This window comes from Aeromonas sp. 19NY04SH05-1, from assembly GCF_040581895.1.
Taxonomy (GTDB): Bacteria; Pseudomonadota; Gammaproteobacteria; order Enterobacterales; family Aeromonadaceae; genus Aeromonas; species Aeromonas enteropelogenes.
The window spans coordinates 392,869-407,181 of the sequence record NZ_CP095328.1 but is presented as its reverse complement, the minus strand read 5'-3'; the positions used below and the strand labels follow the sequence as shown (position 1 = coordinate 407,181).

Genomic DNA, 14,313 nt, shown 5'->3' with positions numbered 1-14,313 from the left:
TTACCCCAGATCCTCGGCCAGCCTCAGCACCTCATCCACCGAGGTGATCCCCTTGCGGGCATAATCGAGCGCCGTCAGGGCCAGCGGCCGATAGTGTTCGTGTTCGCGGGCAGCTTTGGCGAATCCTTCCGCATCGTTGCGGCGCAGGGCATCCATCATGGGCTGATCCAGCTCCAGCAGCTCGTAGACCCCGATCCGGCCGGAATAGCCGGTGAAGTTGCAGCTCTGGCAGCCACGCCCCTTGTGATAGAGATGCTGGCCAGGCGCTTCGCCGGAGAGCACGGTGAGCCAGGTGGCCTGCCCCTCGTCCGGCGCCTTCTCCTCGACGCAGTGTTCGCACACCCGCCGCACCAGGCGCTGGGCCACCACGGCCCGCAGCGCGCTCGCCACCAGATAGCCGGGCGCTCCCATGTCGATGAGGCGCAGGGCGCTGGTGACCGCATCGTTGGTGTGCAAAGTGGTCAGCACCAGGTGACCCGTGATGGCGCCGCGCAGGCCTATCTCCACCGTCTCGTTGTCCCGCATCTCCCCCACCAGCAGGATGTCCGGATCCTGACGCAGGGTGGAGCGCAGCACATGGGAGAAGGTAAGCCCTATCTTGGGATTGACCTGCACCTGACTGATCCTCGGCAGGCGATACTCCACCGGGTCTTCCACCGTGATGATCTTCTGGCTCGCCTGATTGAGCTCGGAGAGGGCGCCGTAGAGGGTGGTGGTCTTGCCGCTCCCGGTCGGGCCTGTTACCAGGATCATGCCGTGAGGCCGTTTGAGCTGGCGGCGAAAACGGGTCAGGATCTCCGCTGGCATGCCGGTCTCGGTCAGCGACAGGATGCCGGAGGATTGATCCAGCAAACGCATCACCACGGACTCACCGTACTGTACCGGCATGGTGGAGATCCGCACGTCCACGTCGCGGCCGCGCACCTTCATGTTGAAGCGGCCATCCTGGGGCAGGCGCTTCTCGGAGATGTCGAGCCCGGCCACCAGCTTGAGGCGCAGCACCAGCGCCTGGGCGATGCGCACTTCGTTGAGGATGTTTTCGTGGAGGATGCCGTCGATCCGCTGGCGGATGCGCAGCACCTTCTCGTCCGGCTCGATATGGATATCCGATGCCCCCACCTGCACCGCGTCCTCGAACAGGGAGCGCAGCAGCTTGGCTACCGTCGCCTCCCCCTCGTCGGCCGCCCCCAGGTTGCTGGCACCCAGCTCGAAGCCGGTGTCCTGGTACTCCTCCTGCAACTGCTCGGCGAAGCTCTCGATCTCGCGGGTACGGCGATAGAGGCGGTCGAAATACTCCAGCAGCTGACCTTCCCGCGCCACCGCCAGCACCATCTCGCGGGGGCGGAGCAGGGCGGCGATGGCATCCATGGCGCTCAGATCCGCCGGATCCGACATGGCCACTGTCACCCTGTCATCCCTGAGATTGACCGCCAGCGCCCGATAGCGGCGAGCCTGCACCTCCGGCAGCAGGGCCACCGCCGCCGCGTCTATGGTGAGGTTGTTGAGATCGAAGAAGGGCACATCCAGCTGACGAGCGAGAAACTGCAGCAGCTGCACCTCGCTGATGAAGCCGAGATCGATCAGGGTGGTGCCCAACTTGCGGCCGGTCTGACGCTGCTGCTGCAGGGCGAGCTGCAACTGATCATCCGAGATGATCTGCTCCTGAACCAGCAGGTCGCCGAGGCGCATTTTCAGTCTGGGTTGTGCCATTGAAACTCCGAAGTTGATTGACCCTGTCGCCCGTCAGGGGGCGAGCTGGGCGACGCGCTGTTCCAACCAGCTGGTGGAAGCCTCACCCAGATTGCCATGGAGCAGGGCGTTGCGATAGGCGTCCAGCGCCCGCTGGCTGTGGCCCTGACCATCCTCGGCCACGCCAAGTCCGAGCCACCAGCGCCCCTGATCCGGCTGCTGGCGCAGCAGCTTCACATAGAGATCTGCCGCCTCGGCGTTGCGTCCCAGCTCCTGGGTCAGCCCGGCCCAGGTGGCGTAATAATCGAGATTGGCGGCCAGCTCCGGCTGATAACCGGCGAGCCAGCCAAGCGCCTGCTGCCTTTGTCCCTCGCTGATGGCAAGGCGGGCCAGCAGGAGCCGAAAATCCGCCTGCTGGGGCTCAAGCCTGAGTCCCTCCTCCAGCAACTGGCGGGCTTCGGCCAGCCGACCCTCGCCATAGAGGAGACCCGCCAGCTGCTCCCGCGCCCCCTGGTTGTGGGGATCGTGTTCCAGCACCTGATAGTAATTGTCCTGTGCATCCCTCAAGTTGCCCTTGGCCATGGCGACGGTCGCCTTGCGCTCGGCCAGCACCGCCAGCTCCTGCGGGGAGAGCTCGACGGTTTCGATCTTCAGCACGCCCGGTTTGCGCGGTGGCTCGACGAGCGCCTGCTGCTCCGCGGCCAGCTCGGCATGCAGATCCGGCTGCAACTCCTCATCGCTGGGCATGGGCTCATCGCCTTCCCCGGCCTCATCAGCCTCATCAAACGCGGGCCCAGACAAGGTATACGGCTCTTCATCCCTATTCTCATCGGCGGCCGAACGCGGCAACGGCAGCGTCGCCGCCACCTCGGCAGGTTGCGGCTCGACGAACGCTGGCCCGGCGGGCATTTGCGGCAGTGCCACCCGGGCCACCACATCGGCCGCCACGGGTTCACTGACCACACTCATAGCCCGGGTCTGCTGCCAGTAGATCCAGGTGCGCCAACCGAGGATCCCGAGGGCCAGGCCACACAGCAGGGTCAACAGCAGCATCCACCAGCCCTGTTTGCGGGCCGGTGCGACATAGACGGCGGCTCCTGCGGATCCTTGCTGGCGCTGTTCCAGATCCTTGAGCATCTGGTTGATCACGCTCATTGCCAGACTCCATAAGCCAGGGCGCACCCCAGCAGCAGTAACAGGGGCCACCAGCGACCCGGGGCGCCCTTGCGCGCATCATCGGTATCGCGGATAGCGAGGCGAACCAGACGCGGCGCTATCTGCCGCCCCCCCTGGCCATAGGCCAGCATCAGGCACTTCTGCGCCAATACGTTGATAAGTCGGGGCACGCCGCGCGAAGCGCGCCACAGGAGTGTCAGGGCGCGGCGACTGAACAGCGGCGCGCCGCGATAGCCGGAGACTTGCAACCTGTGCTCCAGATAGGCGCGGGTCTCGTCCCGGCTCAGGGGTCGCAGGCAGTAAGAGAAACCGATCCGCTGGCGCAGCTGGCGCAGATGGGGCTTGCCGAGCCGGCTATCCAGCTCGGGCTGGCCAAACAGCACTATCTGCAGCAGCTTGCTCGATTCGGTCTCGAGGTTGCCAAACAGCCGGATCGCCTCCAGGGTCTCGTCCGGCAGGGCCTGGGCCTCGTCGATCAGCACCACCACCCGGCTCCCCTGCTGATGCAGGGCGATAAGGTGGCGATGGATGCGATCCGTGATGTCCAGCTCGCTGCCATCGTGCACCGACAGACCCAGCTCCAGCGCCAGAGCGATGCGCAGCTCGGCCGGAGAGAGGTGCGGGTTGGGCAACCAGGCGATGCGCACCGGATGCGCCTCCGAGCCCAGCTCCCCCAGCAACTTGCGGCACAGCAGAGTCTTGCCGGTGCCCACCTCGCCAGTCACCTTGATAAAGCCCTCCCCCTGCGACAGCGCCCAGTTGAGCACCTGCAGCGCCTCCTCGTGCGGGGGCAGGCCGTAGTAAAAACCGGTATTGGGGGTGAGGCCGAACGGTGCCTCCTGCAGCCCGAAGTGTTCCAGGTACATGCCGTCAGCTCCCGCGCCTGGGCCGGGTGGCCTGCAACAGACCACCCGCCAGCACCAGACCATGGGACAGAGCCGGATCCGCGCTCATGCCATCAACCCTTGGGGGGATACCATTTGTCGAGCAGATCGGCGGAGCGCTGCAGTTCGTTCTGCCAGGTCTCCTTCTCCACCACAGTCGGCTTGAGCAGGATCACCAGCTCCACCTTTTTGGTACTCTCGCGGCGATTGGTAAAGGCCTCGCCGACCCAGGGAATATCGCCGAGCAGTGGCACTTTGCTGACGATCTCCTGCTTGTCGGTCTTCATCAGGCCGCCGATGACGATGATGTCGCCGTTGTTGGCCTGCACCACGGTATCTGACTCCCGAATGGAGCTTCTGGCCAACGGCAGCTCCAGCTTGCCACCCGTGGTCCCCATGTCGATCACCTTGTTCTGCTCCTCGGTATCAATGACGGAGGGGTGGATGTGCAGCAGCACCTTGCCCTCCTCGTCGATCTGCGGCGTCACATCCAGGGCGATACCGGAAAAGAAGGGGGTCAGCTCCACGTTCGGGGTCTTGTCAGAGACGCCGGAGGAGTTGGTGGTGATGGTAGTCGAGGCGTTGGTGACGTAATACTCGTCGGTCCCCACCTTGATCACCGCTTTCTGGTTGTTGGTCGCCGTCACCCGCGGGCTCGAGAGGGTATTCACATCCCCCTGGGTCTTGAGCAGGTTGACCGCCACTTTGAAGCTGCCGTCAGAAATTTTGAAACCGGCCCCGCCACCGAGAGCGGTGAAAATTTGGTTGGGAGTGACAGGCAGGCCGGTATTGGCCAGTGAGCCACCTCCCGTAATCCCCTTGTTGCCATCCCAGCTGGCAGACAGACCACTCCAATCGACACCCTGCTCATAACCCTCGTTGAGAGATACCTCCAGGATCCGCGCCTCCAGCACCACCTGGCGCTTGAGGTGGCTCTCGGACTGGTTGAGGAACTCGCGCACCGCCTTGAGCTCCTTCGGATAGGCGCGAATGGTCACCAGACCCGCCTGCGGGCTGGTGATGACGGCGCGGCCGTCGCCGGTGCCGATCAGCATCTCCAGGGAAGTACGCAGATCGGTCCAGTAGTCGCTGTTGGTGTCGGTCTCGATGCGGGTGCCGTTGCTGTTGTCCGAGTTGCCGTTGCTGCCGGACGAATTGCTGGTGCTGGTGCTGGTGTTGTTGCTGTTGGCGCTGTCGAAACTGTTGTTATTGCTGTTGTTATTGTCGTTGGAGGTGACCCCGCCGGTACTGACCGAGGTGCGGGAGAGGCCGCGCCGGGACATCATCAGATAGTTGACCGGAATGGTCTCGGTACGCAGGCCGGCCGGGTAGATGTGAAACACGTTGCCCTTACGCTGCACGTCGAAGCCGTACATGTCACCCACCACCGCCAGCACCTCCTGCAGGGTGACGTCCTTCAGCTCAACGGAGACCAGCCCGGAGACTCCGGGGTGCACCGCCACGCTGTAGCGGGATCCCTTGAACAGAGAGCCGAAAAACTCGACTGCCTCCACGTCGTGGGCGGCGATGCGCAGCCGCTTTTCCGGCATGGGCACGGGCGTTTGCGGCCGGTTCAGCTGCAGCAATTCGCTTTGCACCGATTCGGGCAGGGTGGTCAGGGGGGCGGCCTGCTTCTGCTGTTCGCTCATGGCCTGCTTGAGGGCGTCCTTGGCCTGGGTGGGCTCAGGGTGTCGATACGTGGTACAGCCGGCGGCCATCATGGCCACGGCGATCAGACAGAGACGGTGTGTTTTCATGTAATCAATGCACCCTGACTTGCAATTAAATGCGATAAACCCGGCGCCCCTGTGGGACCGCCAGGATTAAACCCGAACCTTGCTGGCAAACAGTGTCAGCGCGTGGCGTTTTCCCGCCTTCTCGAGCACGACACCATCGGCCTGGATGGCCACCAGCGTATATCCTTCGATCTGCTGTCCTATCCGGTAACTCTTGCCGTTGAGCACCGCCAGCGCCGGACCGTTGCCCAGCACTATGCTCTGCAATTTCGGCAACCCGGCACTCCCCTGACCACTGGCCGCGGAGCCACCGGCCATCTCCGCCAGCGGCGCCGTGGGATCCTGCAACACTTCGGTCGGCTGCGCCATGATCTGGGCTCCGAACAGGCAACAACACAATGGGAACCATTTAGCCACGAATGAACTCCTTGCTGGTGCTCAGGGTGTAGATCTCCATCTCCACCAGGGCCCCCGGGTAATCTTTCACCCGGTAGTCGAACCGCTTCCAGTAAAAGTGGCGCGGCAGGGCCTCGAGTGCCTTGAGATACTGATATACGTCGAAATAGCCCCCTTCCAGCTGCAGCCGGATGCCGTGCTTGTAGAGATTGATCTTCTGCTCACCGGCCATCAATGGGCTCGGCTCCAGGGAACTGAGGGCCAGCATGTGCAGGTTGGCAGAGCGGGAGAGCAGCGCCTCCAGCACCTGCGGCATCTCGCGGGCCGGGATCAGATCCACGGTCTGGGCCTTGAGCCGCTCGTCGAGCCGGGCCAGCTCATCCTCGGTGCGCGCCAGCTGTTCCCGAACGCTCTGATCGGGATCCCGCTTGAGGCGAGCCTGCTTGCCGAGATTCTCCAAATCCATGATCTCGCGATCCCGTTCGGCGGCGTTCAGCGCCATGCGGTCTTGCTGCAGTCGGGTCGCGGCGCCATCGAGCCAACCATAGAAGCCAAGCGTCCCCAGCACCACCAGCCCGGTCAGCAGGATCAGCACTCGTTCACGCTGGCTCAGGGCGGCGATACGCTGGTTCCAGTCCTGCCACTGTTCTTTCAGGGTCATCAGGGTTTCTCCCGCGCTATGCCGCTGAGCTGGAAGGTCAGGCGACCCTCCTTGTCACGGCTCAGGGTCAGTTCGCCAAACTCCTGGCCCGCCAGACTGGGAGTCTGCTTGAAGCGATTGACCCAGGCGGGCACATCCTGGCTGCGCCCGGCAAAACCGGAGAGGTTGAACCGCCCTTCGTTGATTTCGATACGTTGCAGCGAGAGGTTGCTGCTGCGGATCCGCGACAGATCCGCCATCACGCTGGCATACCCCAGGGATTTTTGCAGGCTCAGGCTGCCCAGCTGGCGCATCAGCCCCTGCTTGGCAGTCAACTCCTCCTGCAGACCGGTGAGCCGCTGTTGCAAGCGGGGATCGGCCTGATGGCGGGCCAGCTCGGCATCGAGCCTCTGAGCCTCGCTACGTTTGTGCGCCAGCTCGGTATTGACCTGTGCCAACGCCCGACTGACCTGTTGTTGCTGCCAGCCATAGCCGGCAGCCATCAGCAGGATCAGCAGCAAGCCGGCGCCCCAGGCCAGCGCCATCTGGTTGAGGCTGGCCCACTGGCGTTTGGGGCGAAACTCGGCGCCGTAGAGGTTGATCTGGCGTTTCATCACGCATCCTCCCCGATGGCGGCGGCATAGGCAGACAGATACTCGACCCCCGCCAGCACCGCCTTGTTGGCCATGGCGGAGACGGCCATGCCGAAGGTCTGTTCCATGTGGCGCACCAGGGTACCGATGAAGGAGGAGGCGATGGCCAGCTGCATCTGGCCCAGCTCCGGCAGCTTGAGCTGACCGGTCAGATAGTCGAGGGAGCGCTGGATCTCCAGCGCCAGGGTATCGAGCAGCAGGGCATCCGGCTCCTGTTCCCCGGTCAGCGCCCCAAAGCCGCGCAGCTGGCGGGAGAAGCAGAGCCCGCCCTGATGGAACACCAGCAGCTGCAGATCCTGCCCCCTGGGTTGCCACAGCAGCATGCGCACCGCCTTGTCGGCCTCGTAGAGGGAGGTGAGCGCCAGCTCGTCGCTGACGATGGCATCCAGAGTGGCGACGCCGTTGATGGCCTCGGCCACCTGCTGCACCCGGCCCTTGGGCAGGCAGATCACATTGATCCGCGGCTGACCGGCAGGGGGCGTGGGCAGGTCGACATAATCCATGGCGAGCTGCAGCACGGGTTCGCTGACATAATCCTTGATGGCCCAGGGCAGGGCACCGGCCATCTCGGCCTCGGGCACGGCGGGCTTGTCGATCTGGATCTGTTGATAAAGGCTGGCGGCCAGGGCGACACGCACCTTAGACTTGGCGAGGCCATGGCGGCTGAATAGTTCATTGACGGCCTGGCCCCACTCGTGCGGTCCGTTGATGGTCCGGGTGGCAAAGACGGGGGGATTGGCGACGGCAGCCAGCATGATCCTGTCATTGGCCAGCAGGAGCCCCACCTGGCGACTTGGCGTTGACCGTTTGAACAGTTGTTTCATGTAAGCCGCCCCGTCATTAATTGGCAAAAAGCATGAAATCTTAACATAAACAGAGAATTAGCCTCCAGCAAAAGACGGACTCACCCTTGCAAGACAGCCTTACACCTCTGGCAACTGAGGGGGACAGCCCCCAGCCATCGCCACTGCACCCCATCCGGCATCCCCTGCTCGCCCACTACGGGGTGGAACTCTGGTGCAAGCGGGACGATTTGATCCACCCGACCATCTCGGGCAACAAGTGGCGCAAGCTGAAATATCACCTGCAGCATGCCAGCGAACAGGGCAAGCAGCACTTGCTTTCCTTTGGCGGCGCCTACTCCAACCACATCCATGCCCTGGCGGCGGCGGGCCACCACTACGGGCTGCGCACCACCGGTATCATCCGGGGCGAACCGGAGGCAATCGGCAACCCCACCCTGACGGATGCCAGCCGCTGGGGCATGGCCCTGCGCTTTGTCGACCGGCAGACCTACCGCAGGCGACATGACCCCGAGTGGCTAGCCCGGTTTGCGGCCGCAGATACCCTGATAGTGCCGGAAGGAGGCAGCAGCCCCCTCGCCATCCCGGGGGTTGCCGAGCTGGTCGACGAAGTCCCCTTCTCGCCGGATCTCTGGGTGCTGCCCTGTGCCAGCGGCGGCACCCTGGCCGGCCTCATCGCGGGCAAGCGGGATCCGGAACAGATCCTTGCCATCGCCGTGCTCAAGGGGGGCAGCTTCATCGCCGACGAGGTGTGCCGGCTCTACCCGGCCGCGGCCACGATTCCCGGCTGGCGGATCGCGCTGGATCACCATGACGGCGGTTACGCCAGATTCAGCCCTGCGCTCTGGCAATGGGTGCAGGCCTTCAGCGCCGAGACCGGCCTGCCGCTCGAGCCCATCTACAGCGGCAAGGCGATGTGGGGACTGTTTCGCGAGTTGGCAGCGGGCCGTATCCCGGCCGGCAGCCGGATCGTCTTCATCCACACCGGCGGCCTGCAGGGGCTGGCGGGGCTCAAGGAGCAGGGGCGTCTCTGACGGCGGCTCGCGCCGCCCGGCTCAGACGCCGACCGGTTCTATCAGCAGCCGCTCCGGCGCGGCGAACCAGGGCCCCTGACCGGCATGCACCCCGAGGTGGCGCAGCATCTTCCACTCCTCTTCGCTCTCCACCCCCACCGCCAGCACCCGGGTCGGTGTGTTGGCGCAGCCCCCCACCAGACTGCGCACTGCCATCTGGTTGACCTGGCGGGTGTGGATCTCCCGCACCAGGCTGGGATGCAGCTTGAGGAAGTTGATCTCGAACTCCTTGATGTACTGGGTGCTCACCACATCCTGGCCGGCGTGGTCGATGGCCAGGCGGCAGCCAAGCATGCGCAGGGAGCGCAGCGGCCGCTTGAGCGCCTCGTAATGACGGGTGACCTGGGCTTCCGACAGCTGCAGCACCAGCCGTTCGTTGGTGCTGCGGGGCAGCTGGAACAGGGCGAAGAAGAGCCAGCGCTGGAATTCGCGATGGAGCAGACTCTGGGCGCTCAGGGTCAGGCTGATGGGGCAGCTGTGCTCGGCGCGCTGGCGCAGCAGCTGCAGGGTCTGCTCCGCCACCAGCCGATCCAGTTGCAGCAGCATCCCCACCTTCTCCGCCATCGGCATGAAGACCCCGGCTGGCAGGGCGCGCCCCTGCTCATCGTGGAGATAGGTGAGCAGCTCCTGCTGCAATACCACCTGGCCGCGATCCTGCTGGATCGCCTGGGTGTAGAAGTCGATGCCATGTTCCTCGAGGCGACGGCTGATCAGGGTGCGCCAACGCACCGAGCCCTTGCTGCTTTGCTCCTCCTCCAGTTGCTTCTCGTAGAGGAACCAGCCGTTGTGCCCCTGCAGGCGGGCGCTCTTGAGGGCCAGCTCGGCCTCCTCCTGCACCTTGAGCAGGCTGTCCTGGGAGTGGTAACAAACGGCGCCGATATAGACGGCGGTCTCGGGGTTGACCTCGTCCGGCCAATGCAGGCGCTGCAGGCTCTTGAGCAGCTGGCTGGCGCTGTCCACCATCTCGCTCTCGGACATGTTGGGCAACAATACGGCAAACACCTGGCCGGCGTAACGCGCCTGCAGGGCGCCGCTGTGCTTGCGCACGAAGGCCCCTATGGTTGCGCTCGCCTGAGCCAGCAGGTCGGGGCCAAGCTGCTCGTACTGTTCGGCCTCCAGCTCCTCCAGACAGGCGAGATCGATAAGCAGCACCCCGCCGCTCATCACGCTTGCCTCCATGATGGCGCTCTCCAGCCGGTTGTCGAAAAACAGGCGATTGCCGATGCCGGTCATCTTGTCGACAAAGGCGTTGCTGCGAATGAAGTTGTCGAAACGGCTGCGCTCCTTGCGGGCATCGGCCAGCTCGGCCAGCAGATGATCGAGGGCCTGACTGGCGGCCACCGGCCACTCCTCGGACGGGTCATGGCTGAGCTTGGAGAGCTTGTCATCCAGGATCAGCTGGGCACGAATCCCCAGCAACTCGGCCCCCCGCAACTGCTGGCGCAACCAGCGGATGGAGTACCAGAGACCGAACACCACGATGAAGATGCCAAACGAGATACCCGACATTGCCTCGATGGAGTACTCCACCTCCTTGAAGGGGCGTTCGAGCCGGAAATTGGCCTGCATGCCGGCCTGGTGAGGAAGCGAATGGCTGTAGGAGAGCAGCAGCTGTTCATCGACCGGGCGTTGCACATCGCGGAACCAGTAGACCCGCTGATCGTTCTGGCGCACTTCCAGCTCGACCACATGGGCGGCCCGCAGCAGGGTGGGCAGCCAGTTGCTCATCGCATCCACGTTCTGGCTGACATCCAGCTGCTCGTCGATCACCTCGACCAAGGCGTCGACCTTCTTCTGTTGCAGCTCCATGCCCAGTTCACGAAAGCTGAAGACCCCGCCGATGAGCACGGTCGCCATGGCGGCGATCACGCACAGGGTGATGAATGAGACAAGCTGTGTAGTCAGTTTCATGTGCTTTTCCGTATGCCCGGACCATCCTTGTGGCCTCATAGTAGCAGTGGGGATCACGCCGCAGCTATGGATGAAGATCCCGCTTCTGCAATTTACGCCGCAGGGAGCATAACCAAGGTGCCGGAAGAATACCAAAGATGGTGGGCTGCAGGCCCGGAGAAAGGAGAAGTGACAGAGAGAAAAATGGTCCCTGAAAAGGGACCAAAAGGAACACTCATATCAAAATATCAAAACTAACACTCTGTGCTACTGACAAAAAACAGATACAGGAGTATTGAACACACGGTGAGTCAAACCGCAGGGCTACTTTAATGCGTTTCGGATAAGCCAGGCAATTGTCACTTATGACAGGTCATCGATTAAATCAAACTCAATCAAGTCCTAAAAATCGTTTTCTTACAGTGAGTTACAAACGGCAACCTCAAATCTGATACATCAGTCTCAAGTTGATTCTGCTAATGCGCTAAGATGACGCAACCCATTTGCGTCTCGTCCAATCTGGCAGGTAACCCGTGTTACGCATTTCTCCCCTCTGGATCAGCTTGCTGCTGTTTGCCACCCCCCTCATGATCAGCCAACCCCTCAGCCCCTGGTTCAGCGATCTCGTGGCACGCCACCTGCTCGAGCAAAAAGCCGGGGAGATCAGGGAGGCGATAAGGGCACGCCACCAGGTTCTGGATACTGCGCTCAGTGCCCAGTTGCAGCAATTCCACTTCGATTGCGGCAAGCAAGACATGGCCCTGCTGCGGGATCCCCGCTTTTACAGTACCCACCTGCGCCTGCAGGGGCTGGAGCTGGCGTCCGGTATCAGCTGCTCCAGCCTGGGGCCTGGCCTCTCCCTCATCAGCGAGGCAAAGCGCAGCGGCAAGCTGCCAGGCAAAGCGGGCCTGACCGTCACTGCGGCCTATGACGACACGGAACAGGAGCTGATCGCCTATTACCATGTCAAAGACAACATCGTTTACTGGGTGCTGGACAACAGCTGGAGCCACGATCTGCTGCAACACCCCTGCCCCCAGTGTTTCTACCTCGAGTTCAGCCAGCGAGACCCCGCCGCACCACCCATGATCCTCCCCCGCGGCGACAAGTCCATCAAGGCGGAAGCGGACAACCGCAGCCTGAGCTTCCAGGAAACGGGCGCTCTCACCAAGCAGACCGTCTGGGCTGGAAAAACCCTCGCCCACTACGCCCTGCTCCAGACCCGGCAATATGCCCTCTGGCTCGGCTGCGCACTGGGCCTCCTGTTCAACGCCACCTACTGGTTGCTGCGCAGCTACCGCCACTCTCTGAAGGGGATGCTGCAAAACGGTGTGACACGGCGGGAGTTCATCCCCTTCTACCAACCCATAGTGGACAGTCGCAGCCAGCAGGTGGTCGGCTTCGAGGCGCTGCTGCGCTGGCAACACAGGGGAGAGTTGCTGCCACCAGGTACCTTCATCGACTATGCGGAGGCCCAGGGGCTGATCCTGCCGATGACCGAACAACTGCTGGAGCAGGTGCTCCGCGATCTGCCGCAACTGGCCGAGGGGCAGTGGGTCAGCGTCAACCTGGTGGCGGCCCATATCGAACGCCCCCTGCTGCGTAACCTGCTGCTACAGCACGAGACCCCCTTTCCCGACCGCCTGCTCTTCGAGCTGACCGAACGTAAACCCATCACCAATATCCAAGCGGCGACTCACGAGATCACCGCGCTGCATCAGATGGGTTATCGCTTCAAGCTGGACGACTTCGGTACCGGCTACGGCGGCTTTGCCTATCTGCAGCGACTGGGGATCCGCCAGATCAAGATCGACAAGATGTTCGTCGATACCATAGGCACCCACGACCTCAAGCGCAGCGTGCTGGATGCCATCATCGCCTCGGGCCGGGAGTCCGGCATGGAGATGATTGCGGAAGGGGTGGAAACCCAGCTTCAGGCCGATTACCTGAGCCAGAGAGGCGTCTATCTGCTGCAGGGATATCTGTTCGCCAAACCCATTCCCCTGTCGGCCCTGCTGCGCTGGCAGGAGGAGTGGCTGCTTGATCATCCCCAAGGAGGGGAACATGCAGCCTGACCCTTCTTCGTCGGCTCGTGGCACCCGCACCGCGAGCCACTCTTCCCTCTTCACTCCACACAGTTACATTTCGCAACAAAATGATCCCGCTCCAGTGACGGCCAGCCTTTATCATACCGGGCCAACTCACGCGCAACCGGCCGTTGCGCGCCTGTTTTCCCGGTCATACGACCCCCCGCAAGAGGACCCTTGCCTATGAAGTCATTTATCCGGCAAGAGATTGCCCTACCCGTCGGCCTGCTGACCCTGCTCTTTTTCAAGACGGCAGGCAGCGACCTGCTGACAGAGACAACGCCGCTCGGGCTCTATCTGCCGGTGTCACTGGGGCTACTGGCCGTCGTCACCTGGGCCATCTTCTCCGTGGTGCGCCACTCCGATGCCCTCGCCATCAAGCTTGGCGAGCCCTTCGGTACCCTGATCCTGACTCTGTCTGTCATCTCGCTGGAAGTGGTGATGATCTCCTCGGTGATGCTGACCGGTGAACCCAACCCTACCATGGCCCGCGACACCATGTTTGCGGTGGTGATGCTGGTGACCAACGGTCTAGTGGGCTTCACCCTGCTGTTTGGCGGCTGGCGCTACCACACCCAGAACTTCAATCTCGACGGGGTCAAATCCTATCTGGTGGCCATCATTCCTCTGGCCCTGCTCTGTCTGGTGCTGCCCAACTTCACCGAGGGGGGCAACGCCGGCAGCCTGTCACGCGCCATGTCCTGGATGCTGATCATCGTCTCCGTGCTGCTCTACGGGGTCTTTCTGCTGATCCAGACCCGCAGCCACAGCCACTTCTTCGTCGATGGCGACCACGCGGATCACGAGGAGCACCATGGCCCACTGAAGAGCAACGTCTACCACACCCTGCTGCTGCTGGCCTACCTGGTGGTGGTGATCCTGCTGGCCAAGACGCTGGCCATCCCCATCAACCACGGAGTACAGGTGATGGAGGCCCCGGCGGCGCTGGGGGGCTTCATCGTCGCCTGTATCGTGCTGGCTCCCGAGGCGGTGGGCGCCATCAAGGCGGCCTTCAACAACCAGCTGCAACGGGCCATGAACCTCTATTTCGGTTCCGTGCTGGCCACCATCGCCCTCACGGTGCCGGCCGTACTCTTTATCGGCTCCCTGATGGGACAGGAAGTGCGCCTGGGGCTCGCCCCTGCCGACATGGTGCTGCTGGTCAGCACCCTGATGGTGTGCAAGGTCACCTTCAGCAGCGGCCGCACCCACGCCCTGCACGGGGCTACCCACCTGGTGCTGTTCGTGGTCTATCTGTTTCTGATGTTCGAGCACGGCTGACACCG

Annotated in this window: 13 protein-coding genes; 4 read left to right on the top strand and 9 right to left on the bottom strand. The window is 63.1% G+C overall.

The window, feature by feature from the left end; genetic code table 11:
* From mshE to MRK42_RS01885, 8 genes are all read right to left on the bottom strand, one after another.
* Positions 1 to 1,710, bottom strand: a complete 1,710-nt coding sequence (gene mshE / locus MRK42_RS01920; protein ID WP_354688834.1) for an MSHA fimbrial ATPase MshE — start codon at positions 1,708 to 1,710, stop codon at positions 1 to 3.
* Between the two features lie 33 nt (positions 1,711 to 1,743).
* Positions 1,744 to 2,844: a tetratricopeptide repeat protein gene (locus MRK42_RS01915; protein WP_354688833.1), complete on the bottom strand. Its 1,101-nt coding sequence runs from the start codon at positions 2,842 to 2,844 to the stop codon at positions 1,744 to 1,746.
* Entirely contained in the window at positions 2,841 to 3,731 is an 891-nt protein-coding gene (locus MRK42_RS01910) for an AAA family ATPase (RefSeq protein WP_354688832.1), read from the bottom strand. The genes MRK42_RS01915 and MRK42_RS01910 overlap by 4 nt, the downstream gene beginning before the upstream one ends.
* A 92-nt stretch (positions 3,732 to 3,823) precedes the next feature.
* Positions 3,824 to 5,506, bottom strand: a complete 1,683-nt coding sequence (mshL, locus tag MRK42_RS01905; RefSeq protein ID WP_354688831.1) for a pilus (MSHA type) biogenesis protein MshL — start codon at positions 5,504 to 5,506, stop codon at positions 3,824 to 3,826.
* Between the two features lie 66 nt (positions 5,507 to 5,572).
* Positions 5,573 to 5,902: an MSHA biogenesis protein MshK gene (locus tag MRK42_RS01900; protein WP_354688830.1), complete on the bottom strand. Its 330-nt coding sequence runs from the start codon at positions 5,900 to 5,902 to the stop codon at positions 5,573 to 5,575.
* The gene (gene pilO, locus MRK42_RS01895; RefSeq protein ID WP_354688829.1) at positions 5,895 to 6,542 is read right to left on the bottom strand and encodes a type 4a pilus biogenesis protein PilO; all 648 of its coding nucleotides are present in this window, start codon (positions 6,540 to 6,542) and stop codon (positions 5,895 to 5,897) included. The genes MRK42_RS01900 and pilO overlap by 8 nt, the downstream gene beginning before the upstream one ends.
* Positions 6,542 to 7,135 (bottom strand): PilN domain-containing protein, encoded by a 594-nt coding sequence (locus MRK42_RS01890; protein ID WP_354688828.1) that lies wholly within the window; start codon positions 7,133 to 7,135, stop codon positions 6,542 to 6,544. Before MRK42_RS01890 ends, pilO begins: the two co-directional genes overlap by 1 nt.
* Positions 7,135 to 7,998, bottom strand: a complete 864-nt coding sequence (locus MRK42_RS01885; RefSeq protein ID WP_354688827.1) for an MSHA biogenesis protein MshI — start codon at positions 7,996 to 7,998, stop codon at positions 7,135 to 7,137. The genes MRK42_RS01890 and MRK42_RS01885 overlap by 1 nt, the downstream gene beginning before the upstream one ends.
* A gap of 86 nt (positions 7,999 to 8,084) precedes the next feature.
* Between MRK42_RS01885 and MRK42_RS01880 the strand changes: the two genes are divergently transcribed.
* Positions 8,085 to 9,011: a pyridoxal-phosphate dependent enzyme gene (locus MRK42_RS01880; RefSeq protein ID WP_354688826.1), complete on the top strand. Its 927-nt coding sequence runs from the start codon at positions 8,085 to 8,087 to the stop codon at positions 9,009 to 9,011.
* Positions 9,012 to 9,032: 21 nt separating this feature from the next.
* Here MRK42_RS01880 and MRK42_RS01875 read toward each other — a convergent pair whose 3' ends face one another.
* Positions 9,033 to 10,961: an EAL domain-containing protein gene (locus MRK42_RS01875; protein WP_354688825.1), complete on the bottom strand. Its 1,929-nt coding sequence runs from the start codon at positions 10,959 to 10,961 to the stop codon at positions 9,033 to 9,035.
* A 66-nt stretch (positions 10,962 to 11,027) separates the two neighbouring features.
* On the opposite strand from MRK42_RS01875, the gene MRK42_RS01870 reads away from it, so the two are divergent.
* The 3 genes from MRK42_RS01870 (at position 11,028) to MRK42_RS01860 (ending at position 14,308) form a co-directional block, all read left to right on the top strand.
* Entirely contained in the window at positions 11,028 to 11,198 is a 171-nt protein-coding gene (locus MRK42_RS01870; RefSeq protein ID WP_156130737.1) for a hypothetical protein, read from the top strand.
* A 329-nt stretch (positions 11,199 to 11,527) separates the two neighbouring features.
* Positions 11,528 to 13,015 (top strand): EAL domain-containing protein, encoded by a 1,488-nt coding sequence (locus tag MRK42_RS01865; RefSeq protein WP_342013836.1) that lies wholly within the window; start codon positions 11,528 to 11,530, stop codon positions 13,013 to 13,015.
* 195 nt (positions 13,016 to 13,210) lie between these two features.
* Entirely contained in the window at positions 13,211 to 14,308 is a 1,098-nt protein-coding gene (locus MRK42_RS01860; RefSeq protein ID WP_354688824.1) for a calcium:proton antiporter, read from the top strand.
* The last annotated feature ends 5 nt before the right edge of the window (positions 14,309 to 14,313 follow it).

Bases quoted from the DNA above. Each gene is read 5' to 3' on its own strand.
- mshE (WP_354688834.1), bottom strand. From the start codon at position 1,710: ATGGCACAACCCAGACTGAAAATGCGCCTCGGCGACCTGCTGGTTCAG.
- MRK42_RS01915 (WP_354688833.1), bottom strand. From the start codon at position 2,844: ATGAGCGTGATCAACCAGATGCTCAAGGATCTGGAACAGCGCCAGCAA.
- MRK42_RS01910 (WP_354688832.1), bottom strand. From the start codon at position 3,731: ATGTACCTGGAACACTTCGGGCTGCAGGAGGCACCGTTCGGCCTCACC.
- mshL (WP_354688831.1), bottom strand. From the start codon at position 5,506: ATGAAAACACACCGTCTCTGTCTGATCGCCGTGGCCATGATGGCCGCC.
- pilO (WP_354688829.1), bottom strand. From the start codon at position 6,542: ATGACCCTGAAAGAACAGTGGCAGGACTGGAACCAGCGTATCGCCGCC.
- MRK42_RS01890 (WP_354688828.1), bottom strand. From the start codon at position 7,135: ATGAAACGCCAGATCAACCTCTACGGCGCCGAGTTTCGCCCCAAACGC.
- MRK42_RS01885 (WP_354688827.1), bottom strand. From the start codon at position 7,998: ATGAAACAACTGTTCAAACGGTCAACGCCAAGTCGCCAGGTGGGGCTC.
- MRK42_RS01875 (WP_354688825.1), bottom strand. From the start codon at position 10,961: ATGAAACTGACTACACAGCTTGTCTCATTCATCACCCTGTGCGTGATC.
- MRK42_RS01870 (WP_156130737.1), top strand. From the start codon at position 11,028: ATGGATGAAGATCCCGCTTCTGCAATTTACGCCGCAGGGAGCATAACC.
- MRK42_RS01865 (WP_342013836.1), top strand. From the start codon at position 11,528: ATGATCAGCCAACCCCTCAGCCCCTGGTTCAGCGATCTCGTGGCACGC.
- MRK42_RS01860 (WP_354688824.1), top strand. From the start codon at position 13,211: ATGAAGTCATTTATCCGGCAAGAGATTGCCCTACCCGTCGGCCTGCTG.